This is a genomic window from Novosphingobium sp. EMRT-2 (genome assembly GCF_005145025.1).
Lineage (GTDB): Bacteria > Pseudomonadota > Alphaproteobacteria > Sphingomonadales > Sphingomonadaceae > Novosphingobium.
Window position 1 is genome coordinate 2,958,064 of sequence record NZ_CP039695.1, and the last position, 21,195, is coordinate 2,979,258.

28 protein-coding genes are annotated in these 21,195 nt (G+C 66.9%); 21 read left to right on the forward strand and 7 right to left on the reverse strand.

Annotated elements, in window-relative coordinates; translation table 11 throughout:
• Positions 1-10: 10 nt before the first annotated feature.
• From ctaD to FA702_RS14560, 15 genes are all read left to right on the forward strand, one after another.
• Positions 11-1,702, forward strand: coding sequence for a cytochrome c oxidase subunit I (gene ctaD, locus FA702_RS14495; protein ID WP_136956698.1), 1,692 nt, complete (start codon positions 11-13; stop codon positions 1,700-1,702).
• Between the two features lie 124 nt (positions 1,703-1,826).
• A complete protein-coding gene (locus tag FA702_RS23235; protein ID WP_136956699.1) occupies positions 1,827-2,738 on the forward strand; it encodes a hypothetical protein in 912 nt (303 codons plus the stop codon).
• A 67-nt stretch (positions 2,739-2,805) separates the two neighbouring features.
• Positions 2,806-3,723, forward strand: coding sequence for a heme o synthase (locus FA702_RS14505; RefSeq protein WP_136956700.1), 918 nt, complete (start codon positions 2,806-2,808; stop codon positions 3,721-3,723).
• Positions 3,720-3,884: a hypothetical protein gene (locus FA702_RS22810; RefSeq protein ID WP_158453908.1), complete on the forward strand. Its 165-nt coding sequence runs from the start codon at positions 3,720-3,722 to the stop codon at positions 3,882-3,884. The genes FA702_RS14505 and FA702_RS22810 overlap by 4 nt, the downstream gene beginning before the upstream one ends.
• A 2-nt stretch (positions 3,885-3,886) precedes the next feature.
• Positions 3,887-4,462 (forward strand): cytochrome c oxidase assembly protein, encoded by a 576-nt coding sequence (locus FA702_RS14510; RefSeq protein ID WP_136957442.1) that lies wholly within the window; start codon positions 3,887-3,889, stop codon positions 4,460-4,462.
• Between the two features lie 132 nt (positions 4,463-4,594).
• The gene (locus FA702_RS14515; protein WP_136956701.1) at positions 4,595-5,419 is read left to right on the forward strand and encodes a cytochrome c oxidase subunit 3; all 825 of its coding nucleotides are present in this window, start codon (positions 4,595-4,597) and stop codon (positions 5,417-5,419) included.
• Entirely contained in the window at positions 5,419-5,793 is a 375-nt protein-coding gene (locus FA702_RS14520) for a DUF983 domain-containing protein (protein WP_136956702.1), read from the forward strand. Before FA702_RS14515 ends, FA702_RS14520 begins: the two co-directional genes overlap by 1 nt.
• Positions 5,790-6,383, forward strand: a complete 594-nt coding sequence (locus FA702_RS14525) for an SURF1 family protein (protein WP_210417547.1) — start codon at positions 5,790-5,792, stop codon at positions 6,381-6,383. The genes FA702_RS14520 and FA702_RS14525 overlap by 4 nt, the downstream gene beginning before the upstream one ends.
• 35 nt (positions 6,384-6,418) lie before the next feature.
• Positions 6,419-7,840, forward strand: a complete 1,422-nt coding sequence (gene thrC, locus FA702_RS14530; RefSeq protein ID WP_136956703.1) for a threonine synthase — start codon at positions 6,419-6,421, stop codon at positions 7,838-7,840.
• A gap of 18 nt (positions 7,841-7,858) precedes the next feature.
• Positions 7,859-8,752, forward strand: coding sequence for a class I SAM-dependent methyltransferase (locus FA702_RS14535; protein ID WP_136956704.1), 894 nt, complete (start codon positions 7,859-7,861; stop codon positions 8,750-8,752).
• A 39-nt stretch (positions 8,753-8,791) separates the two neighbouring features.
• Positions 8,792-9,166, forward strand: coding sequence for a dihydroneopterin aldolase (locus FA702_RS14540; protein WP_124810912.1), 375 nt, complete (start codon positions 8,792-8,794; stop codon positions 9,164-9,166).
• Entirely contained in the window at positions 9,163-9,939 is a 777-nt protein-coding gene (locus FA702_RS14545; RefSeq protein ID WP_124810911.1) for an SDR family oxidoreductase, read from the forward strand. The genes FA702_RS14540 and FA702_RS14545 overlap by 4 nt, the downstream gene beginning before the upstream one ends.
• Positions 9,936-10,952: a GTP 3',8-cyclase MoaA gene (moaA, locus tag FA702_RS14550; protein ID WP_136956705.1), complete on the forward strand. Its 1,017-nt coding sequence runs from the start codon at positions 9,936-9,938 to the stop codon at positions 10,950-10,952. The genes FA702_RS14545 and moaA overlap by 4 nt, the downstream gene beginning before the upstream one ends.
• A 2-nt stretch (positions 10,953-10,954) precedes the next feature.
• Positions 10,955-11,194 carry a MoaD/ThiS family protein gene (locus tag FA702_RS14555; RefSeq protein ID WP_136956706.1) on the forward strand — a complete coding sequence of 80 codons (240 nt, stop codon included), beginning with the start codon at positions 10,955-10,957 and terminating at the stop codon, positions 11,192-11,194.
• A gap of 49 nt (positions 11,195-11,243) precedes the next feature.
• Entirely contained in the window at positions 11,244-11,636 is a 393-nt protein-coding gene (locus FA702_RS14560) for a molybdenum cofactor biosynthesis protein MoaE (protein WP_370385515.1), read from the forward strand.
• Here FA702_RS14560 and FA702_RS14565 read toward each other — a convergent pair whose 3' ends face one another.
• Positions 11,637-12,200 carry a hypothetical protein gene (locus tag FA702_RS14565; RefSeq protein WP_136956707.1) on the reverse strand — a complete coding sequence of 188 codons (564 nt, stop codon included), beginning with the start codon at positions 12,198-12,200 and terminating at the stop codon, positions 11,637-11,639.
• A 273-nt stretch (positions 12,201-12,473) separates the two neighbouring features.
• Here FA702_RS14565 and rplU point away from each other — a divergent pair, with 273 nt between their 5' ends.
• From rplU to FA702_RS14580, 3 genes are all read left to right on the forward strand, one after another.
• A complete protein-coding gene (gene rplU, locus FA702_RS14570; RefSeq protein ID WP_124810906.1) occupies positions 12,474-12,770 on the forward strand; it encodes a 50S ribosomal protein L21 in 297 nt (98 codons plus the stop codon).
• Positions 12,771-12,793: 23 nt separating this feature from the next.
• Positions 12,794-13,063: a 50S ribosomal protein L27 gene (gene rpmA, locus FA702_RS14575; RefSeq protein ID WP_124810905.1), complete on the forward strand. Its 270-nt coding sequence runs from the start codon at positions 12,794-12,796 to the stop codon at positions 13,061-13,063.
• A gap of 263 nt (positions 13,064-13,326) precedes the next feature.
• Positions 13,327-13,902 (forward strand): GNAT family N-acetyltransferase, encoded by a 576-nt coding sequence (locus FA702_RS14580; protein WP_136956708.1) that lies wholly within the window; start codon positions 13,327-13,329, stop codon positions 13,900-13,902.
• A gap of 146 nt (positions 13,903-14,048) precedes the next feature.
• Here the strand turns inward: FA702_RS14580 and FA702_RS14585 are convergent, their stop codons facing one another.
• Entirely contained in the window at positions 14,049-14,657 is a 609-nt protein-coding gene (locus FA702_RS14585; protein WP_136956709.1) for an NAD(P)-dependent oxidoreductase, read from the reverse strand.
• Positions 14,658-14,713: 56 nt separating this feature from the next.
• Between FA702_RS14585 and FA702_RS14590 the strand changes: the two genes are divergently transcribed.
• A complete protein-coding gene (locus FA702_RS14590; RefSeq protein WP_136956710.1) occupies positions 14,714-15,166 on the forward strand; it encodes a helix-turn-helix domain-containing protein in 453 nt (150 codons plus the stop codon).
• Between the two features lie 9 nt (positions 15,167-15,175).
• Here the strand turns inward: FA702_RS14590 and FA702_RS14595 are convergent, their stop codons facing one another.
• On the reverse strand, positions 15,176-15,562 hold the full coding sequence (locus tag FA702_RS14595) for a VOC family protein (protein WP_136956711.1): 387 nt from the start codon (positions 15,560-15,562) through the stop codon (positions 15,176-15,178).
• A gap of 88 nt (positions 15,563-15,650) precedes the next feature.
• Complete coding sequence (locus FA702_RS14600) at positions 15,651-16,547, reverse strand: metal-dependent hydrolase (RefSeq protein WP_136956712.1); 897 nt, start codon at positions 16,545-16,547, stop codon at positions 15,651-15,653.
• Positions 16,548-16,575: 28 nt separating this feature from the next.
• Here FA702_RS14600 and FA702_RS14605 point away from each other — a divergent pair, with 28 nt between their 5' ends.
• Positions 16,576-17,166: a TetR family transcriptional regulator gene (locus FA702_RS14605; RefSeq protein WP_136956713.1), complete on the forward strand. Its 591-nt coding sequence runs from the start codon at positions 16,576-16,578 to the stop codon at positions 17,164-17,166.
• Positions 17,167-17,173: 7 nt separating this feature from the next.
• Here FA702_RS14605 and FA702_RS14610 read toward each other — a convergent pair whose 3' ends face one another.
• Entirely contained in the window at positions 17,174-17,917 is a 744-nt protein-coding gene (locus FA702_RS14610) for a folate-binding protein YgfZ (RefSeq protein WP_136956714.1), read from the reverse strand.
• A gap of 249 nt (positions 17,918-18,166) precedes the next feature.
• Here FA702_RS14610 and FA702_RS14615 point away from each other — a divergent pair, with 249 nt between their 5' ends.
• Positions 18,167-19,450: an amidohydrolase family protein gene (locus FA702_RS14615; RefSeq protein WP_136956715.1), complete on the forward strand. Its 1,284-nt coding sequence runs from the start codon at positions 18,167-18,169 to the stop codon at positions 19,448-19,450.
• Positions 19,451-20,229: 779 nt separating this feature from the next.
• Here the strand turns inward: FA702_RS14615 and FA702_RS22985 are convergent.
• Positions 20,230-20,859, reverse strand: a complete 630-nt coding sequence (locus FA702_RS22985) for a hypothetical protein (protein WP_210417548.1) — start codon at positions 20,857-20,859, stop codon at positions 20,230-20,232.
• Positions 20,856-21,080 carry a DUF2188 domain-containing protein gene (locus tag FA702_RS14625; protein ID WP_136956716.1) on the reverse strand — a complete coding sequence of 75 codons (225 nt, stop codon included), beginning with the start codon at positions 21,078-21,080 and terminating at the stop codon, positions 20,856-20,858. The genes FA702_RS22985 and FA702_RS14625 overlap by 4 nt, the downstream gene beginning before the upstream one ends.
• Positions 21,081-21,195 lie beyond the last annotated feature (115 nt).

Consider the following 21,195-nt stretch of genomic DNA (forward strand, 5'->3'; position numbering starts at 1 on the left):
GTAGTCCGTCATGGCCACCATTCCCGCAGACCACGAAGGGTTCGATGCGCATCATCACCACGATGCGCACGATCACGATCACAAGCCGAGCTTCTTCGCTCGCTGGTTCATGTCCACCAACCACAAGGACATCGGCACGCTCTACCTGATCTTCGCGATCTTCGCGGGCATCGTCGGCGGCGCCGTGTCGGGCGTGATGCGCGCCGAACTGGCCCAGCCGGGCATCCAGTATCTCGGCGCCGTCGCCAGCTTCCTGGGCGAAAAGAATCCCAGCTTCGACCAGCAGCTCCATCTGTGGAACGTGCTGATCACCGCGCACGGCCTGATCATGGTGTTCTTCATGGTCATGCCGGCGATCATCGGCGGCTTCGGCAACTGGTTCGTTCCGATCATGATCGGCGCGCCGGACATGGCCTTCCCGCGCATGAACAACATCTCGTTCTGGCTGACCTTCGTCGGTTTCTGCTCGCTGATGTTCTCGGCCTTCGTGCCGGGCGGCGTGGGCAACGGCGCGGGCACCGGCTGGACGGTCTATGCCCCGCTTTCGACCTCGGGCTCGGTCGGGCCGGCCGTCGACTTCGCGATCTTCTCGCTGCACCTTGCGGGCGCGGGTTCGATCCTGGGGGCGATCAACTTCATCACCACCATCTTCAACATGCGCGCGCCGGGCATGACCCTGCACAAGATGCCGCTGTTCGTGTGGTCGGTGCTGGTCACCGCGTTCCTGCTGCTGCTGTCGCTGCCGGTTCTTGCCGCCGCGATCACCATGCTGCTGACGGACCGCAACTTCGGCACGACGTTCTTCGATCCGGCCGGCGGCGGTGACCCGATCCTGTACCAGCACCTGTTCTGGTTCTTCGGCCACCCCGAAGTGTACATCATGATCCTGCCGGGCTTCGGCATCATCAGCCAGATCATCTCGACCTTCTCGAAGAAGCCGGTGTTCGGCTACCTCGGCATGGCCTACGCCATGGTCGCGATCGGCGTCGTCGGCTTCATCGTGTGGGCGCACCACATGTACACCACCGGCCTCGACGTGAACACGAAGATGTACTTCACGGCGGCGACCATGGTCATCGCGGTGCCCACCGGCATCAAGATCTTCTCGTGGATCGCGACGATGTGGGGCGGCAGCCTCGAATTCAAGTCGCCGATGGTCTGGGCGATCGGCTTCATCTTCCTGTTCACGCTGGGCGGCGTGACCGGCGTGGTGCTCGCCAACGGCGGCATCGACGACAACCTGCAGGACACCTACTACGTGGTGGCGCACTTCCACTACGTGTTGTCTCTGGGCGCGGTCACCTCGCTCTTCGCCGGGTTCTACTACTGGTTCCCGAAGATGAGCGGCCGGATGCACTCCGAATTCCTGGCGCACCTGCAGTTCTGGGTGTTCTTCGTCGGCGTGAACCTGATCTTCTTCCCGATGCACTTCCTGGGTGCGAACGGCATGCCGCGTCGCTACCCCGACTATGCTCCGGCGTTCGAACACTGGAACAAGGTCGCCACCGACGGCTACATGATCATGTCGGTCAGCATCGTGATCTTCCTGATCAACATCGCCTATGCCTTCCTGGCCGGCAAGAAGGCCGAAGCCAACTACTGGGGCGAAGGCGCGACGACGCTGGAATGGACGCTGTCCAGCCCGCCGCCGTTCCACCAGTTCGAAACCCTGCCGGTGATCGACGCCAAGGCGGCGCACTGATCGGCGGTTTCGCCTGAACCATGACAAGAGGCTCCGGAGCGATCCGGGGCCTCTTTTCTTTTGCGCTGGCCTTTTCCGCGCGGCGTGGGATTATAACTTTCGTTGCGGCGATCGGGGGCGGGCGATGAGGCAGGTCGGGTATGCGGTGGCGGGCGTTCTCGCGATGGAGCTGGTCCTTTCCGCACCGATCCAAGCGGCGATGACGCGGACGAAAGCGATGCAGCTCTATGCCGCTGGCGGGTTTCCGATCAGTGCGAACGGCGATCATCCCACCAACCGCTGTGGCGCGGTGGCCAGCCCGCGCATCACCTTCGTCGACATGAATGCCGATGGGCGCAAGGAAGCGCTCTTCATCGATGCCGGCCCTTGCTACAAGCCGGATGGCCGCTGGTACGCGATCGCCACGCAGGCGCCCGATGGCCAATGGCGGCGCATACTGGAGGGGCAGGGCACGGTGGCCACCACCGGCACCGCGTTCGGCGGCTGGTTCGTGCTGTCCGCCACCAGTGGCGGGCGGACCGGGCAACTGCGCTTCGATGGCACGGTCTATCGTCCGGCCGAGACGGTCACCGCCGGAGCGCCGCCCCGGCCACAGGCGGCACCGCGCGGTCCGGTGACCGGCGACGCCGCGATCTTCGCCGCCGCCGGCTTCCGGCAGGCGCACGGGCGCTGGGAAAGCGGTTGCAACGATGGCAACGACGATGGTGCGACCTACGAACCCGGCCGGATCGACCAGCGCCGGGATCTCAACGGCGATGGCCACCCCGATGCGGTGATCGTGGAAGGCGGGCTGTTCTGCTATGGCAATACCGGGGCCGCCTTCTGGATCGTGGCCGGGCAGGCGAACGGCGGCTGGAAGCTGATGGCGAACGAGGTCGGCATCCCCGATTTCAAGGCGGCCCGTGGGGTCGGTGGCTGGCCGGACATCGAGGTCGGCGGCCCCGGCTTCTGCTGTCCGGTGATCCGCTGGAATGGGACGGTCTATGCCCGCAACCGCCTGGAGTACAACGGCAAGCCCTGCAAGCCACCGCGCTGACGCGCGGGTGGCGCATTGTTCTCACCGGCTTTCCCTTCCGCGCGCGCGGGACTATAGCGCGCGCACGATGGATGCCGCCAAAACCCTGACGCTGCCTGCCGACTGGCGGGATTTCTTCGCGCTGACCAAGCCGCGCGTGATGACGCTGGTGATCTTCACCGGCCTGTGCGGCCTGCTCGCCGCGCCGGGGGAAATCCATCCGGTGCTGGGTTTCACCGCGATCCTGTGCATCGCCGTGGGCGCGGGCGGGGCCGCCGCGCTCAACCAGTGGTGGGAAGCGGATATCGACGCGGGGATGAAGCGCACGCGCGAACGGCCTTTGCCGGCCGGGCGCATGGACCGCGAATCCGCGCGCGATTTCGGCTTCGCGCTGGCGGGGGCCTCGGTCATGGTCATGGGGCTGGCCAACGGCTGGCTGGCGGCGGCGATCCTGGCGGTGTCGATCTTCTACTATGCGTGGATCTACACCGTCTGGCTCAAGCCGCGCACGCCGCAGAACATCGTCATCGGTGGCGGGGCGGGCGCCTTTCCGCCACTGATCGGCTGGGTGGCGGTGACGGGCCATGTCACGCTGATGCCGGTGCTGCTGTTCCTGATCATCTTCTTCTGGACGCCGCCGCATTTCTGGGCGCTCGCGCTGTTCGTGCAGACGGACTATGCCAAGGTCGGCATTCCGATGATGCCGGTGGTGGCGGGCGAAAAGGCCACGCGCCGCCAGATCCTAGCCTATGCCGTGTTCCTGCTGCCGCTGACGCTGGTGCCGTGGTTCATCGGCGGCACGGGGCTGGTCTATGGCCTCTCGGCGCTGGTGCTGGGGCTGGTGTTCGTGGCGCTCTCGGTCCGCGTCGGCCTGCGCACCAGCGCGCCGGACGATGGCATGAAGCCCGAAAAGCGCCTGTTCGCCTATTCTGTGCTCTATCTCTTCGTGCTTTTCGCGATGCTGGTTGCCGATCGCATCGCCACGGTGCAAGGCTGGCAAGCATGAACCCCAATGATGATCACCTGAGTCCCGCCGAAAGCGAAGCCTATCGCGCGCGGCAGCGTGCCCGCAGCAAGGTGCTGGGCCTGATTCTCGGTGCGCTGGCGGTGCTGTTCTTCGCGATCACGATCGCGAAGATGAGCGTCCATGCATCGGGGCAGATGTGACCGTGGCCACCGCGACGCAAAGCCGTGGCAGCAACCGCAAGGTCGCGCTGATCGCGGCGGGCGGGGCGCTGGCGATGTTGGGGCTGGGGTACGCCTCGGTCCCGCTTTATCGCCTGTTCTGCCAGGCGACCGGCTTCAACGGCACCACGCAGCGCTCCACCGTTGCGCAGGCCGATTCGGTCAAGGTCACCGCGCGCCCCGTCCGCGTGCGCTTCGATGCCAACGTGGCCAGCGGCATGCCCTGGCAGTTCCGGCCAGAACAGGTGACGCAGGACGGACGCATCGGCGAGCGCAAGATCGCGTTCTTCATCGCGAAGAACACTTCCACCCACCCGATCATCGGGCGTGCCACGTTCAACGTCACGCCCGAACAGACCGGTGCCTATTTCCACAAGATCCAGTGCTTCTGCTTCAACGAACAGCGGCTGGAACCGGGTCAGGAAGTGCGGATGCCGGTGATCTACTATGTCGATCCGGCGATGCTGGACGATGCCAACGCCAAGGATATCGGCGAAATCACGCTGAGCTACACCTTCCACGAGGCGGCCGGGACCGCGCCCGTGCCGGCGGCGAAGTAGAGTGGTGGCGCTAAGTCGGGAAAGGGGCCGAAAGCCACTGGACCGCGCCGTTCGCTGGCGATAAAGGCCGATCTTGAGATGCGTCTGGATCATGTCCGGATGCCATGAGAAATTTGGGGGAATCAGACCATCATGGCTGGCGCTAAGAACCACGATTACCACATTCTGCCGCCTGACATCTGGCCGCTCACCGGCGCGCTTTCGGCGCTGACCATGACCAGCGGCGGCGTGCTCTTCATGCACAGCCTGCCCGGTGGCAAGGCGGTGATGCTGCTGGGCCTGCTTGGCGTTCTCCTCACGATGTTCTCGTGGTGGGGCAAGGTCATCAAGGAAGCGCACGCGGGCGATCACACCCCGGTGGTGCAGCTGCACCAGCGCTATGGCATGATCCTGTTCATCGCTTCGGAAGTGATGTTCTTTGTCGGCTGGTTCTGGGCCTTCTTCGATTTCTCGCTGTTCCCCTCGACCATCAACGTCGACGTGATCGGTGGCCAGTGGCCGCCCAAGGCGATCGAGGCGGTGATGGACCCGTTCGATCTGCCGCTGCTCAACACGCTGATCCTGCTGTGCTCGGGCTGCACGCTCACCTGGGCACACCACGCGCTGATCCACGGTGATCGCGACGGCCTGAAGAAGGGCCTGTGGGCCACGATCCTGCTGGGCCTGCTGTTCAGCTCGATCCAGGCTTACGAATACGCGCATGCGCCGTTCGCCTTCGGCAAGAACACCTATGGTTCGGCCTTTTACATGGCCACCGGCTTCCACGGCTTCCACGTGATTGTCGGCACGATCTTCCTGATCGTCTGCCAGGTGCGCGCCTACAAGGGCGATTTCACCCCGCGCCAGCACTTCGGTTTCGAAGCCGCCGCGTGGTACTGGCACTTCGTCGACGTGGTGTGGCTGTTCCTGTTCGTCGCGATCTACGTCTGGGGCGGCTGGGGTTACCCGACCCACTGATGCCGCATCCGGCCGATCAGGCGGAATCGAAAGGGCAGTCCGGAATTCTCCGGGCTGCCCTTTCCGCTTCCTGCCCCCGCTGTGGCGCGCGCACGCTGTTCGCCGGGCCGGCGACGTTCGCCCCGCGCTGCCGCGCCTGCGGGCAGGATTTCGCCAGCCACGAACTGCAGGGGCGCCAGCTTTACCCCGTGGTGTTGCCGGTCACGGTGCTACTGATCCTGGCGGCGTTGAGGCTGGACGATATGGTGCGTTTTCCGGTCTGGGTGCTGGCGCTGGTCTGGCCTCTGCTGGCGGCCGGCGTGCTTACGCTGGCGCTGCGCGTGGCCAAGGCGGTGCGGCTGGTGCGCCGGTTGCGTGCGGCGGGCGAAGCATGATCCGCCGCATCCCCATCGTGCCCACGCTGGTCGTGCTCGTGGCCGTCGCCACGATGATCGGTCTCGGCCTCTGGCAATTGCAGCGCCGGGCCTGGAAGGAAGCGCTGATCGCGCGCTACGCCGCGGTGCGCGTGGACAGCGCCGAAGTGGAGTGGCCGCGCGATCCGCAGGCGATCGAAGCCGCGCTGTATCGCCGCAGCACCGTGTGGTGTGACCAGGTGCTGGCCACCACCGCCATCGCCGGCCGCAGCGCGCGGGGGGAACAGGGCGTGGCGCAAGTTGCCACCTGCCGGATCGACGGCGGCGGGCAGGTCGATGTCGCGCTGGGATGGGCGTTGCAGCCGGCGCCGGTGTCGTGGGCGGGCGGCAAAGTCGGTGGCATTGTGGCATCCGGTCCGCAGCACAGCGCGCGCCTGATCGCCGATCCGCCACAGGCCGGGCTGGCGCCTTTGGCCCGTCCGGACCCGCGCGACATTCCCAACAATCACCTGGCCTATGCGGTGCAGTGGTTCCTGTTCGCCACGGTCGCGGCGGTAATCTATGCCCTTGCGCTTGCGAAGCGGCTTGCCGGGCCGGGCCGGCGCGGCTAACCGCGCCGCAAGCCGGGGCATGTAAGGATTCTGCCATGAAGTACATCAGCACGCGCGGCAACGCGCCCGCGCTCGACTTCCAGGGCGCGACCCTGGCGGGCCTTGCGTCCGATGGCGGGCTTTACGTGCCGGAAACCTGGCCGACCTTCACCGAGGCGGACATCGCCGCGATGGCGGGGCTGCCCTATGCCGAACTGGCGGCGCGGGTGATGCAGCCCTTCGTCGGCGATTGCCTGACGCCGGAGCGGCTGCTGGAGCTGTGCCGGCAGGCCTATGGCCGTTTCGCCCATGTCGCGGTGACGCCGCTCAAACAGCTCGACGAGAAGCAGTGGGTGCTGGAACTGTTCCACGGCCCCACGCTGGCGTTCAAGGACGTGGCGCTGCAACTGCTGGGCCTGCTGTTCGAGGAATTCCTCAGCCGCCCGAAGGCCGATGGCGGCGATCACCACATCACCATCGTCGGCGCCACCTCGGGCGATACCGGTTCCGCCGCGATCGACGCGGTGGCGGGCCGCGCCGGGGTCGATATCTTCATGCTGCACCCGCACGGCCGGGTCAGCGACGTGCAGCGCCGGCAGATGACCACGGTGCTGGCGCCGAACGTGTACAACATCGCCATCGACGGCAGCTTCGACGATGCGCAGGCGATGGTGAAGCGCATGTTCAACGATGCGGCGATGACCGGCCGCTTCGCGATCAGCGCGGTCAATTCGATCAACTGGGCGCGCCTGATGGCGCAAGTGGTCTATTACTTCGCCGCCGCGCTCCAGCTTGGCGCGCCGCAGCGCAAGGTGGCCTTCAGCGTGCCGACCGGCAATTTCGGCGATGTCTTCGCCGGCTATGTCGCCGCGAAGATGGGCCTGCCGATCGAGCGGCTTATCGTCGCCACCAACGTCAACGACATCCTGCACCGCGCCCTTTCGAGCGGGGACTATTCGGCCAGCACCGTCACGCCCACCGCCGCCCCTTCCATGGACATCCAGGTCTCGTCGAATTTCGAACGCCTGCTGTTCGATGCCGCCGGGCGCGATGGCGCTGCGCTGGCCGCGCAGATGAAAGGCTTCGAGGCGACGAAGGCGATGCAGCTGACCAACGCCCAGCGCGAAAGCATCGCCGCGCTGTTCACCAGCGCCCGCGCCGACGCCAACGATATGGCCCACGCGATGCGCTGGGCGCACGAGGCGACGGGCGAAGTGCTCGATCCGCACACCGCGATCGGGTTGCACGGTGCGCGCACGGCGCAGGGCATCCCCGCCGGCGTTCCCGTGGTCACGCTGGCGACCGCGCATCCCGCCAAGTTCCGCGATGCGGTGGAACGCGCCACCGGCGTCCGCCCCGCGCTGCCGACGCGGATGGGCGACCTGTTCGAGCGCGAGGAATCCTGCGCGCACCTGCCGGGCGATTACGACACCGTTGCCGCGTGGATCGCCGAGCGCGCCACGCCGCGCCACGGCTGACGGGACGCGGGAAAGCGCATGGCCCGGCTTGATTCCGCGCCCCGCCTGATGATCGGGCAGGGCTGGCCCGATTTCGGGCTGGTCGACAGCGGACACGGGCGTAAGCTGGAACGCTATGGGCGTTACCGCTTCATCCGGCCCGAACCGCAGGCGCTGTGGACGCCGCGCCAGGCCGACTGGACGGCGGACGGGGAATTCGTCCCCGGTTCCGACGAGGATGGCGGCGGGCGCTGGATGTTCGACCGGCCGGTGCCGCGCGAAGGCTGGGACCTGACGCGGGGCGAGGTGCGCTTCACCGCCTCCTGCACGCCGTTCCGCCATCTCGGCTTCTTTCCGGATATGGCCCCGGTGTGGGACTGGATGGGGGACCGGCTGGAAGGCAAGTCCGACGCCTCTACGCTCAACCTGTTCGGCTATACCGGCGTGGGCACGTTGTCCCTGTCGGCGTTCGGGCCGGTCACGCACGTCGATGCCTCGAAGAAGTCGGTGGCGCAGGCGCGGGCCAATGCCGCGCTTTCGGGCATGGCCGAACGGCCGGTGCGCTGGATCGTCGACGATGCCGCCAAGTTCGCCGCGCGCGAAGTGCGGCGCGGGCGGCGCTATGACGGGATCATCCTCGATCCGCCCAAGTTCGGCCGAGGGCCGGATGGCGAGGTCTGGCGGCTGGAAGAGAACCTGCCGGGCCTGATCGCCGATTGCCGGCAGTTGCTCGACGCCGAAAGCCGCTTCCTGTTCCTGACGGTCTATGCGGTGCGCATGTCCTCGCTCGCCATTGCCGGCCTGCTGGCGGAAGCGCTGGCCGATCTGCCCGGTACGATCGAACACGGCGACCTCGCGATTCGCGAGGATGGCGACGACGGACGCCTGCTGCCGACCGCGATCTTCGCGCGGTGGAACGCGCAAGGCGCGTAACGGTGGACTTTTCCCGCGCGCGCTGCCAAATGCCGCGCCGTGTCTGACAGCCTCATCCTCGAAGTCGCCAACATCGAAACCGACGTGCTCACCGGGATTTACTCGGAAGAGACCGGGCGACCGCAGCCGTTGCGCATCTCCATCCAGGCCTGGCTGACGCCGCGAGACGGCTATTCGCCCGATTGCCCGCTATCGGCGAGCAAGAACTACATGGACCTCAAATTCGCCGCCTCGGACGGGCTGCCCAAGGACGTCCATTTCAAGCTCATCGAGGCGGTGGCCGACCACATCTGCGAAACGCTGTTCCTGCAGGATACGCGGATCGAACGGATCGCGGTGAAGATCGTCAAGCTGGCGATCAGCGAGAACGGCGAGGAAATCGGCATCACGCTCACGCGCGAGCGGCGCGGTTGAGCGAGGACGGGCCAGCGCCGCGGCCGCTTGCGCTGGTCACGGGCGGCTGGCGCAGGATCGGCGCCGCCATCGCGCGCAAGCTGGCATCTGCGGGGTGGGACCTGGCGCTCCACGCGCACCACGCCGGCTCGTTCGACACGGAATTTGCCGCCCAGCTCGAATGGATCGGCGCCCGCGTGGTGCCGCTGGCGGGCGATCTCGATGATCCGGCCTGCGCGGAACGGCTGCTGGCGGACTTGCGCGAACAGGCCGGGCGCGCGCCGCGCCTGCTCGTCAATTCGGCCTCGGTCTTCCACGACGACACCATCGCGACGATGACGCCTTCCGCGCTGGAGCATCATTTCCGCGTCAACCTGTTCGCGCCGATGCTGCTGACCCGCGCCTTCGTTGAGGCGCTGGGGGAAGGCGATGGCTCGGTGGTCAACATCCTCGACCAGCGCGTGGTGAACCCCGTGCCCGATCAGCTCAGCTACACGCTGTCGAAGCAGGCGCTGCACGCCTCGGTGCGCACGCTGGCGCGTTCGCTGGCGCCGCGCGTGCGCGTGAACGGCGTGGCGCCGGGCCTGATCCTGCCCACGCAGGATTACGATGCCGAACAGTGGCGCCGGCTGGAAGAGATCATGCCGCTTCGCCGCCTGCCCGGCGCCGACGAGATAGCCGACGCGGTCCATTACCTGGCGTCGGCCTCCTCGGTCACCGGACAGACTATTTTCGTCGATGCCGGCGCGAACCTTGAATCTTATCCGCGTGATTTCGTATACTTGGAAAAGTGAGCACGCCCGCACCTCTCCCCGCACCCCTGGTTGACCGCTTCGCGCGGAGGATCACCTACCTCCGGCTGTCGGTTACCGATCGGTGCGATCTGCGCTGCGCCTATTGCATGCCGGAGCGGATGGAGTTCCTGCCCCGGGCCGAGGTGCTGACCCTGGAGGAACTTCACCGGCTGGCGCTGGCCTTCATCGCGCGTGGCGTCACCAAGCTGCGGCTGACCGGGGGCGAACCGCTGGTCCGGCGCGACATGATCGAGCTGGTCCGCGCGCTGGGGCGCCAGCTGGGAGAAGGGCTGGAGGAGCTGACGCTCACCACCAACGGTACGCGGCTGGCCGAATTCGCCGGGGACCTCGCGGCGGCGGGCGTGCGGCGCATCAATGTTTCGCTCGATACCCGCGATCGCGCGCTGTTCGAGCAGCTGGCCCGGCGCGACAGTCTGCCGCAGGTACTGGAAGGCATCGCGGCGGCGAAGGCGGCGGGCCTCAGGGTCAAGCTCAACACCGTCGCGCTCAAGGGGCTGAACGAGGCGGAAATTCCCGATCTTGTCGCCTGGGCGCACGGGCAGGGCCACGATCTCACGCTGATCGAGGTCATGCCGCTGGGCGAGGTCGAGGGCGACCGCTTCGATCACTACCTGCCGCTCGATGCGGTGCGGCGCGATCTGGCCGCGCGCTGGACCCTGACGGCGAGCGAGGCGCGTTCCGGCGGCCCGGCGCGCTATGTCGATATCGCGGAAACGGGCGGGCGGCTGGGCTTCATCACGCCGCTGACCGGCAATTTCTGCGACGGCTGCAACCGCGTGAGGGTGACGGCCACCGGGCAACTGTTCATGTGCCTTGGCGGCGAAGGCAAGGTGGACCTGCGCGCTGCGCTGCGTTCCGACGATCCCGATGCCGCGCTCGCGGTCGCCATGGCACGCGCCATGGGCGAAAAGCCCGAACGCCACGGCTTCGTCATCGATCGGCCCGGCGCGGCGCCGGCGCTGTCGCGCCATATGTCGATGACCGGCGGCTGACCATGGCGGCGCGGCTGGTGTTTCTCGGGCGTCTGGAAGACGTCGCCGGCGCGCCCGAGCGCGTGGTCGCGCCTGGCCCGCTCGAGGCGATTCTGGCCGCGCTCGATCCGGCGCTGGCGGTGGAACTGCTCGGCGATCGCGTGCGGATCGCGCTCAACGGCCGGCTGTTGAGCGACCACGGCGGGGTCATGCTGGCGGAGGGCGACGAACTGGCCTTCCTGCCACCGGTTTCGGGCGGCTGACGTGGCCGAGATCGTCTTGCGCGAATCGGCGTTCGATCCCGCGGCGGAAATGGACGCCTTCATCGGCCGTCACGCACAGGCCGGTGGCGTCGTCAGTTTTCTCGGACAAGTGCGCGGGGACGGCGGCGTGGAAGCGCTCGAACTGAAGCACTATCCGCCGATGACGCAGCCGGGGATGGCCGATCTCGCTGTCACGATCGAACGGCGCTGGCCGCTGGAGGGGCTGCTGTTGCTGCACCGGGTGGGCCTGATGGTGCCGGGTGATCCGATCGTGCTGGTCGCCGCGGCCGCGCGCCATCGGCGCGATGCCTTCGCCGCCGCCGATTTTGCGATGGACCACCTGAAAGGCGAAAGCTGGTTCTGGAAGCGCGAAAAGACCGCCGCCGGCTGGCGCTGGATCGAACCGCGCGCGCAGGACCACGCCGACCTCGCGCGCTGGTAGCTATCCGCGCACGCGGCCGCGCAGCGAATCGAGCGAGCGGTTCTCGTCCGCCAGCCAGCCGTCCACTTCATCGCGCACCTTGCGCACCGCCTTGAGATCGGCATCGGGGCCGTCGACGGCGGCCTTGGTCGCTTCCACCAACATAGTGTCGAGATCGGCCAGCGGCAGCAGCAGGCTGGACCGGGCCGAATCGAGCGCGGCCAGCGCGCCCTGCGCGACCGACCAGTTCTCCGCGCCTGGTGCCGCGCCGGCCGCCTGCGCCGCCGCGCGTTCGCCGGCAGGGCGCAGCGCCTCGAAATCGCGATGCGCCTTCGCCGCGGAATCGCGCAGCGTGGCCAGGCGGGCGAGCAGCGCGGGGCTGGCGGCCGATGGCGCGGGAACAGGGGCGGGCTGGGGAGCGGTGACACCCGTGCCATAGGCGCTTTCGGCCGGGCGGCGGGCCAGTGAGGGATAGTGTCCGCGCGCCGCGCATCCTTGCACCGCCAGCGCGGCGATCGCGAGGACGCCGAGGCGGAGGGCGGCGGGCGAGAGCGGGGGCTTGCGGAATGGATCGGGGCGAAGCATGCCGACGCCATAGCATGGGCACGGCCGCTGGCCACCCCGCAGCGCTACCCTGCGCTGGCCTTCGTCGTGCGCTGTGGCCCGGCGCGCGCAATTTCCGCCCGCCGCACCGGCCTTTCGCGTTGACAGGCGGCCCACCTTGGACTATCCGCGCCTCTCTTTCCGGGACCCTGCCCACGGTGGGGTGCCGGTGTGTTGCCCGCTATCCGCCGATTCGTGCGGGGTCTGGCGAGCAGACGTGAAGACGGGCAGACTTGAAAGACGGATAGTAGAACCATGTTCGCAATAGTGCGCACGGGCGGCAAGCAGTATCGGGTGGCCGCCGGAGACAAGATCGCGGTCGAGAAGCTGGCGGGTGAAGCCGGCGAAACGATCACCCTCGGTGACGTCCTCCTTGCGGGCAAGGACGGCGAACTGGCTGACGCGGCCAAGATCACGGTTTCGGCCGAGATCATCGCGCAGGCCAAGTCGGAAAAGGTCGTGGTGTTCAAGAAGCGCCGCCGCCACAACTATCGCCGCAAGAACGGTCACCGCCAGCAGCTTACCCTGCTGCGCATCGTGTCCGTGGCCTGATTCGAGATCCGGAGTAAGACGAGATGGCACACAAGAAAGCAGGCGGCTCTTCGCGTAACGGTCGCGATTCGGCTGGTCGCCGCCTTGGCGTGAAGAAGTTCGGCGGTCAGGAAGTGATCGGCGGCAACATTATCATCCGCCAGCGCGGTACCAAGGTGTACCCGGGAGCCAACGTCGGCATCGGCAAGGATCACACCCTGTTCGCGCTGACCGAAGGCCGCGTACGCTTCCACGCCGGCAAGCTCGGCCGCAAGTACGTGTCGGTCGATGCCATGGCGGAAGCCGCCGAGTAATCGGATGGTCGATAAAGGGCCATCCTGACGGGATGGCCCCGCCGGTCTTCGCAGGAAGGCCGGCCGAACGAGGGAGAGGGGCCGACCCGTCTCCCTTTTTTTGTTTCTCCCTCATCCCGCCGCGCCGGAAACCCGGATCGCCGCGCCGGTGGCCCATGGCCGCCTGCAGGACGCGATTCCGCATCGTTCCGGCGCAACGCGAAACAATGCTGTCACTTCATGTGCTTAGTGGGCGCGTGAGGGGCGGATGAAGGAGATGTGCCATGTTCATTCGCAGCGAACGCCTATTCCTGAGGCCGGGCTGGCCCGAGGACTGGGCCGAGCTTCTGGCGCTGATCGACGACGAATCGGTCGTGCGCAATCTCGCTCGCGCGCCCTGGCCCTACAGCCCGGCCGACGCGCGCGCCTTCGCCAGCCAGCCGCAGGCGCGGCGCCATCCGCACTTCTTCGTGACGCTGCCCGGCGCGACCGGGGCCAGGCTGATCGGTTGCGTGGGGCTGACCGACCAGGACGGCGGGGCCGAACTGGGATACTGGATCGCGCGGCAGCACTGGGGCCGTGGCTATGCCACGGAAGCGGTGCGGGCGGTTCTGGCGCTTGCGCCCACGCTGGGGCACCGCCGGCTCGGCGCGCACCATTTCCTCGATAACCCGGCATCGGGCCGCGTCCTGACCAAGGCGGGCTTCGTGCCCACCGGCGATGTCCGTCCCCGGTTCAGCCTTGCGCGGCGCGGGGCGGCGCCATCCGCGGCCTATGTGCTGCACCTTGCCGCGCCGGTGAACGGCGGGAGCGAAGGCGGAGATGCTGGTGATTCTATCGAGGTGATGCGCGCCGCCTGACGGCCAGTCGGGTAGGGCGGATGCGGAAAGCCCACCCCGCTGCGACTAACACCGCCTGAGGCGGCGCAAGTCTCGCCCCCCTCCCGCGTGCGGGAGGGGTTGGGGGTGGGCAGCGGCCTTTGCATGCAAAGGATGTAATCGGCAGCTCAATAGCCGGCAGTGAACCGCGCGCGCGGGTAGCGGTGCTGTTCCAGCTCGTCGACCATGGCGATGGCATAGTCGGCAAAGCTGATCCGGCTCTCGCCCTTGTCGTCGGTCACCAGCTGGTCCTTGCCGCCGCGATAGGTGCCAAGGCGCGGGCCTTCGAAGATGAAGGCGGCGGGGGAGAAGAACGTCCAGTCGATCTCGGTCTCGCCCTTCAGCGCGTCTAGGAAGGCGATCCCGCCCTGTGCCGCGCCTTTCCACGCTTCGGGGAATTCCGGCGTATCGATCAGCCGCACCCCCGGCGCCACTTCCAGACTGGCCGCGCCGCCCGTCACCAGCAGACGGCCGACGCCGGCCTGCTTTAGCGCCGAGAGCAGGGTGGCGGCGGGAACGTCGAAATGGATCGCGCTGATCACCGCATCTGCGCCCCGGATCAGTTCGGCCAGCGCCGCCGGCTCAGAAGCGTCGCCGGCCTTGGCGGTCACGCCCGGCAGCGCGGGAATCGCTTCGGGCTTGCGCGCGATGGCGATCACCTCATGGCCGCGCGCGACCAGTTCCTTCACGATCTCCGACCCGGCGCGTCCGCTGGCGCCCAGAACTGCAATGGCCATGGCCTGTCTCCTCGCATGGTTTCCAATGGGTACCAGCTGCGCTATGGAAACTTCCCATGCAAGAACGCACGGAATCCATACCAGGTCACCTCGCGGTAACTCTAGAGCCCGGCGGCGACAGCCGGCGCGCCCATGATCGGCGCGGCAATGCCTATGCCGCCGAATGCCCCACGCGGCAGTTGCTGGATCGCATTGCCGACAAGTGGAGCGTGCTGATCCTGCTGCTGCTGGGCAAGGAGGACTTGCGCTTCAGCGAACTGAAGCGGCGCATCGGCGGGATTTCGCAAAAGATGCTAGCCCAGACGCTGCGCGCGCTGGAGCGCGACGGGCTGGTGCTGCGCGCGGTGGAACCGACCGTGCCGGTCACCGTCACTTACAGCATCGCACCGCTGGGGCGCGGGCTGATGGCCGCCTGCCGCTCGATGCTGGAATGGGCGGAAACCTGCATGGTCGAAGTCGCCGCCGCGCAGCGCGCCTACGATCTGCGGCAGGAAGCGGCCGAAAGTTGAAGCGCCGGCCTATTCCGGCGCGTGGCACGCCGCTTCCACGTTGACGCCATCGGGATCGAGCACGAAGGCTCCGTAATAGTTGGGATGGTAGTGCGGGCGCAGGCCCGGCGCGCCATTGTCGCGCCCACCGTGCGCCATGGCCGCCGCATGGAAGGCATCGACCAGCGCACGCGTGGGCGCGGTGAAGGCGATGTGCACGCCGGCGCCATTGGGGCCGCCGCTCGATACCCAGAAGAAGGGCTTGCCATCGCGACCATAGCCGACGCCTTCGTAACCGCCAGTTTCCGCGGCGATCAGTTCCATCATCGGGGTGATGCCCAGCGGAGCCAGCGCGGCGTCATAGAACCGGCGCGAGGCGGCGTAGTCCTTCGCCGCGATGCCGATATGGTCGATCATGCCGGTCGCCTCCTGCCTTGCCGAAACCGCAGCAGCTTAGGCGTGCGGTCCGGCAAGGGAAAGGAGCGGCGTCTCCGTCGCGCCGATTTCAGGCCGTCGCCAGCCGCGCGTCGGGGAATTCGCTGTCGACCTTGTTGATCAGCTTGCGGTCGTCGTGCTGCCACGGGTGGAAGCCGGGCACGAAATAGCTGACCCAGGCCGGGAAGATGCGGCGCAGCACGCCGGGTTTCCACAGCAGGTAGGCGGCCAGCCGCCATTTCCACTTCGCGCCGGTCAACCCATCCTGCGCCAGCAGGTCCAGCGTATCCTGCACGCGGTGGGTCAAGAAGTTCTTGGTGACGACTACCATCATCAGCGACTTGACCTTCCAGCGCTTCCACCGGCTCCAGCCGCGCGTGGCGTGCAGCCAGGTGTCGTAGGCCACGCCCTTGTGCTCGATTTCCTCGATCGCGTGCCAGCGCCACATCGCGGCGGTTTCCGGCTCGGCCCCGGCGAAATGCTGCGGGTTTGCGAGGAATTCGTGCGCCATCATCGCGGTATAGTGTTCCAGCGCCATCGTCGCCGCCAGGTTCAGGATCACCGGGCGGTCCTTGGTCAGCGCCAGCATTTCCTCCACGCGCTTGTCGATCTTGTCGATGTCGTAGCCAGCTTCGCTGGCGGCGCGGTTGAACACGATGTGTTCGCGGGTGTGGTTGATTTCCTGCTTCACGAAGGCGCGGATCTCCGCCTCCAGTTTGGGCGGCACGCCATCGCGATGGGCTTTCACCGCCTCGATGAAGAAGGCTTCGCCGCGCGGGAAGGTGGCGGACAGCGCGTTGTGCCAGGCGGTGGCGACGGGGTCGTTCGCCAGCCACCAGCGGCCGGGCTTCTCGTCCCGCCCGAAGCGCCGGTCGCGCACGGTGATGGTGAGGTCGGAAGGGGTAGGCGCAACCTTGCCCTCGGCAACGGCGCGTTCTACGGCGATGGGATCGGTGATTGCGTTCATGCGGCTCAAGGTATAGTAACTTACATCAATGTCAATAAGGAAACGTCTCAGCCCCGAGGAGAGCCGCGTTGCCGCGCTGGAAGCGGCGCGCGCGCTGCTGATCGAAGCGGGGCCGCAGGCCGTGACGCTGAAGGCCGTGGCGGCCCGAATCGGGCGCACGCATGCCAACCTGCTGCACCATTTCGGCTCGGCTTCGGGCCTGCAGAAGGCGCTGGCGGCGCATCTGGCCTCCGCCATCTGCGGCACGATCGCCGAAGCGGTGATCGCCACGCGCTCCGGCGTCGGCTCCCCCCGCGAGGTGGTGGACCTGACCTTCGACGCCTTCGACAAGGAGGGCGCCGGCGCGCTTGCCTCGTGGATGCTGCTTTCGGGCAACGAGGACGCGCTCGACCCGATCGTCGATGCGATCCATGATCTCGTCACCGAACTGAACGAGCCTGAGGCGGCGAAGATGCATGCCACCACGCTCACGCTCACGCTCATGGCGCTGGGGGACGCGCAGATGGGCGGGCCTCTGTCCGCCGCGCTGGGCCTGCCGCGCACCGCCGCGCGCGATCATGCCGAGGCGATGCTGGTCGAGGCGGCCGAACGCGCCGGGATCGTGCAGCAGCAGGGTTAGCGGCGGGTCAGTCTTCCCCGGCCCCTTCTGGCGCCAGCGCCATCCACGCGGGCGCGAGATCGGCGGGCAGGTCTTCCACGCGCAGGTGATCCACGGCGAGGCCAAGGTCGGGATAGGCCACGCGCCGCCGCGCTTCGTCGGAGCGGTCCAGCGGCACCACCACCAGCCGGCGGTTCACCTTCTGCCGCCAGTTCATCCGCGCGGTGTTTTCCTGCCCCACGTAGCAGCCCTTGGTGAAGCTCACGCCGTTGAGATCGCCGGCGTTGGCTTCCAGCCACAGCGTCTTGTCGCTGCCGAGTTCGTCCGCGCCTTCGGGCACGCCCAGCGCCAGCCGGTGCGCGCGCCATATGGCGTCTGCAGGCTGGTCGGCGGGATCGGCGGGGGCGAGCCAGCGCTGGCCCAGCGCGGCCAGGCGCGGGTCGGGATTTTCACCCTCTCCCGCGCGCCAGTGGACGGCAAGCGACTCGTCGCGGGCGATGGCGATCTTGCGGCGCAGGCGGTAGAGCGAGAGCCGCTTGGCGAGCGCGTCCGCCGCGCCGGCCTCGCAATCGATCAGCAGGTCGTCGCCGTCGCGCCACACGATGAAGTCGAACAGCGCCTTGCCCTGCGCGGTCAGCAGCCCGGCCCAGACCGGCAGCGGTCCCTGCATGTCGCTGGTGACGAGGCCCTGGAGGAAGCCGGCCACGTCCTCGCCGGCCTCCTGCGGCGAAAGGCGGAGCACGGCGCGGTCGAACAGGCGGGTGGCGGTCATGCCGCGAATCTGGAGACCGGTGCGGAGGGAATCAAGAGGGATGCGGTCGATGCCCACCCCCAGCCCCTCCCGCAAGCGGGAGGGGAGAAGAGAGGAACCCCCTCCCGCATGCGGGAGGGGCGCGAGACTTGCGTCGCCGCAGGCGGCGTTAGTCGCAGCGGGGTGGGCCGTCCGACGTCCCACGATTTAGGGCTTGGACTTTCCCGCCGCGCCCGCTCAAATCGCCGCCTGACGAGAGGAAGTCCGCCCATGTCCCGCCCGTTCGCCCGCCCCCTGCTTGCCCTCATCGCCGCCCTGCTGGCGTCTCCCGTTTCCGCGCAGGAAGCCCCGCGCGGGGCCTATCTGCTCAAGCCCGACGCGGTGTTCGACGGCACCGGCACGGAGCTGCATCGCGGCTGGCAGGTGCTGGTGCGCGGCAACCGGATCGAGGCGGTCGGCCCCGCCATCGCCGCCCCGGCCGACGCGCGGGTGATCGACCTGCCGGGCACCACGCTGCTGCCCGGCCTGATCGAGGGGCATTCGCACTTGTTCCTCCACCCCTACAACGAAACCCCGTGGGACGATCAGGTGCTGCACGAGCCGCTGGCGCTGCGCACCGCGCGCGCCACCGTTTCCGCGCGGGCGACGCTCCTGGCCGGCTTTACCACCGTGCGCGATCTCGGCACCGAGGGCGCGGGCTATGCCGATGTCGGGCTGAAGCAGGCGATCGCGCAGGGCATCGTTCCGGGACCCCGGATGCTGGTGGCCACGCGCGCGCTGGTCGCGCCCGGTGCCTATGGCCCGCGCGGGTTCGAGCCGGGCGTGGCCGTGCCGCTGGGGGCGGAGGAGGCTGACGGGCTGGCGCTCGTCACCGCCGCGCGCCGCCAGATCGGCGCGGGGGCGGACGTGGTGAAGCTCTACGCCGATTACCGCTGGGGCGCGGGCGAGCCGAGCCGGCCGACCTTTACCCAGGCGGAAATGGCGGCGGCGGTGGAGGCCGCGCACAGCGCCGGGCGCAAGGTCGCCGCCCATGCCGGCACGGCGGAGGGGATGCGCCGCGCGGTGCTGGCCGGCGTCGACACCATCGAACATGGCGACGAAGGCACGGCGGAGGTCTTCGCGCTGATGAAGCAGCACGGCACCGGCTATTGCCCCACGCTCGCCGCCACCGACGCGATCGCGCGCTATCGCGGCTGGAACGGGGCGGAGCCGGCGCCGCCCATGGTGCAGGAAGCGCGCACCGCCTTCGCCCGCGCCCGCGCGGCGGGCGTCGCGTTCTGCATGGGCGGCGACGTCGGCGTCTTCGCCCACGGCGACAACGCGCGCGAGGCCGAGCTGATGGCCGCCGCCGGCATGCCGCCCGCGCAAGTGCTGATCGCCGCGACCTCGGGCAACGCGAAACTGTTCGGCCTCGACGACCGCCTGGGCACGGTCAGGCCCGGCCTGCTGGCGGACCTCGTCGCCGTGGCCGGCGACCCCACCCGCACGATCGCCGCGCTGCGGCAGGTGCGGTTCGTGATGAAGGACGGGGAGGTGTGGAAGGGGGACAGGTAGGGGGATGCAGCGAGATTGTCGGCGTCGTTCACCCGTCGTGCAAGTGGTTGTGGTGTGACTGGCCGGATGACGAGGTTTGGGACAAAGCAGGCGTTCCTCAGTGATCCGTCCAATGACTGATCTTGTCAAAAACTGACGTTCAATATTTGTCCAATCGCTTCAGCACGCTAGACGTGACAAGCGCGAAGCGGTGCACCTGCAAGTGATTGAGGGAAGATTGACTGGCCCTAGACTAGAGAGATCCGATCCTCCTTGAAAATTATAAATCAGCTCCGACGGGGCCTGGACTTTACGCAATAGGTGAGGCAATCGATCAATCAACCGCAGTAACGCCTTGTGATGATTACGATCGTTATTTAGGGCGCTGGCCCAATAACTTGCGCCTAGTGTATGTCGGGATTTCGCAGTCAGCTAAACGAGGTGTGAGAGGCCGCCTTAGTTCACATGCACGCAAGAAGGGCAACAAGTTTGTGGCGGACAGATTACGTGCCGGGGCTCAAATGTGGTTTGTCGCCATCTCTTGCGACGAGGTTATCGAGTATGAAGCACTCTTACTGTGCCTAAAGACTACCGGACAGTTTGAAGGCAACGTAAGGGAGGAAGCAGACCGTAGTGCGAGGCGCGGAATGAAGCAGATACGAGATGAAATGGGGCCTCAGTCGTGCGATTTCTATGACAAACTCGATATGGGTGAACACGGCGAAGGTATGTGATGGCTAGCGCTCGGCGGTGGCTGATGGTCGTGATTTGATCGGTAAATGCGACTTGCGGTTTGATCGTTATGAGGGCCGACCCGCCTCAACCCATTCGCGCATCGCGGCAACGACTTGAACCGTGGGATAGGCTTTGATGTCATCGTCTGAAGCACCACGGGCCATTTCACGTTCCCAGTACCACTCCTGAAAAGTGAGATAGTTGCCCTGGACTTTTGCAGGTCCGACTGGAGTTGCACCGGCTTGTCGCATCAGCCAGCTCACCACTATTCGAACAACTTTGATGAAGTCACCATCATGGGCGTGTATGTCCCAACCAGATATATCGGACAGCCCCCTCTGGTAATCGTATCGACTCTCTTCAAGGATCAAAATGGCTTTCCCGGCCATGTGCCCGCCACCAAATCGAGCGCACGCATGATCCAAGCCAAGCTCGAATGGCATATTTAACCGTGCGTACTCGCCCACCGAAGTAGACTTGCATCTGCTTAGATCATGGATCCCAAACTTTGAACTGCGGATCAGATCGATGATCCGGTCAAGTCGGTTCGCCGCATTGTCCGCGTTCTCGGGCGCCAATCGAGGGAAAAACCCCATGTCTGTCAAACAGAAGGCAATCGCTTGAAGAAGCGGCGCAAATTCTTCATCGAACGGGCAATTGACGAAGACGGAATATTCGAACGGCGGAGTATTCATCCCTTCTGCGGATGTGGATCGTTGCCGTAGGAATTCCGTTCGCGAATGCGTCCGTCGCGTCCATGAATGTAAAGCTCAGTCCGCTGGTTTTTCGCAATCTGCGTGGCGGCCGCAATCGCTTCTTGCTGAGTCGCATGCGTGCTCGATGCTCTCGATGCACCAGCCTTCTTGACGCTCCATCCACCAGATGATGGAACAACATGCTGCCCTTTCTTGGCCATCGCAGATACCTCACTTTCTGCCCGGTATATAGCGACACAAGCTACCGCCAGCTAGGGCAGTAGCAGGTCGCATGAGCATTATTCAATGCCATGGTCCGGATGCTCGGACATGTGC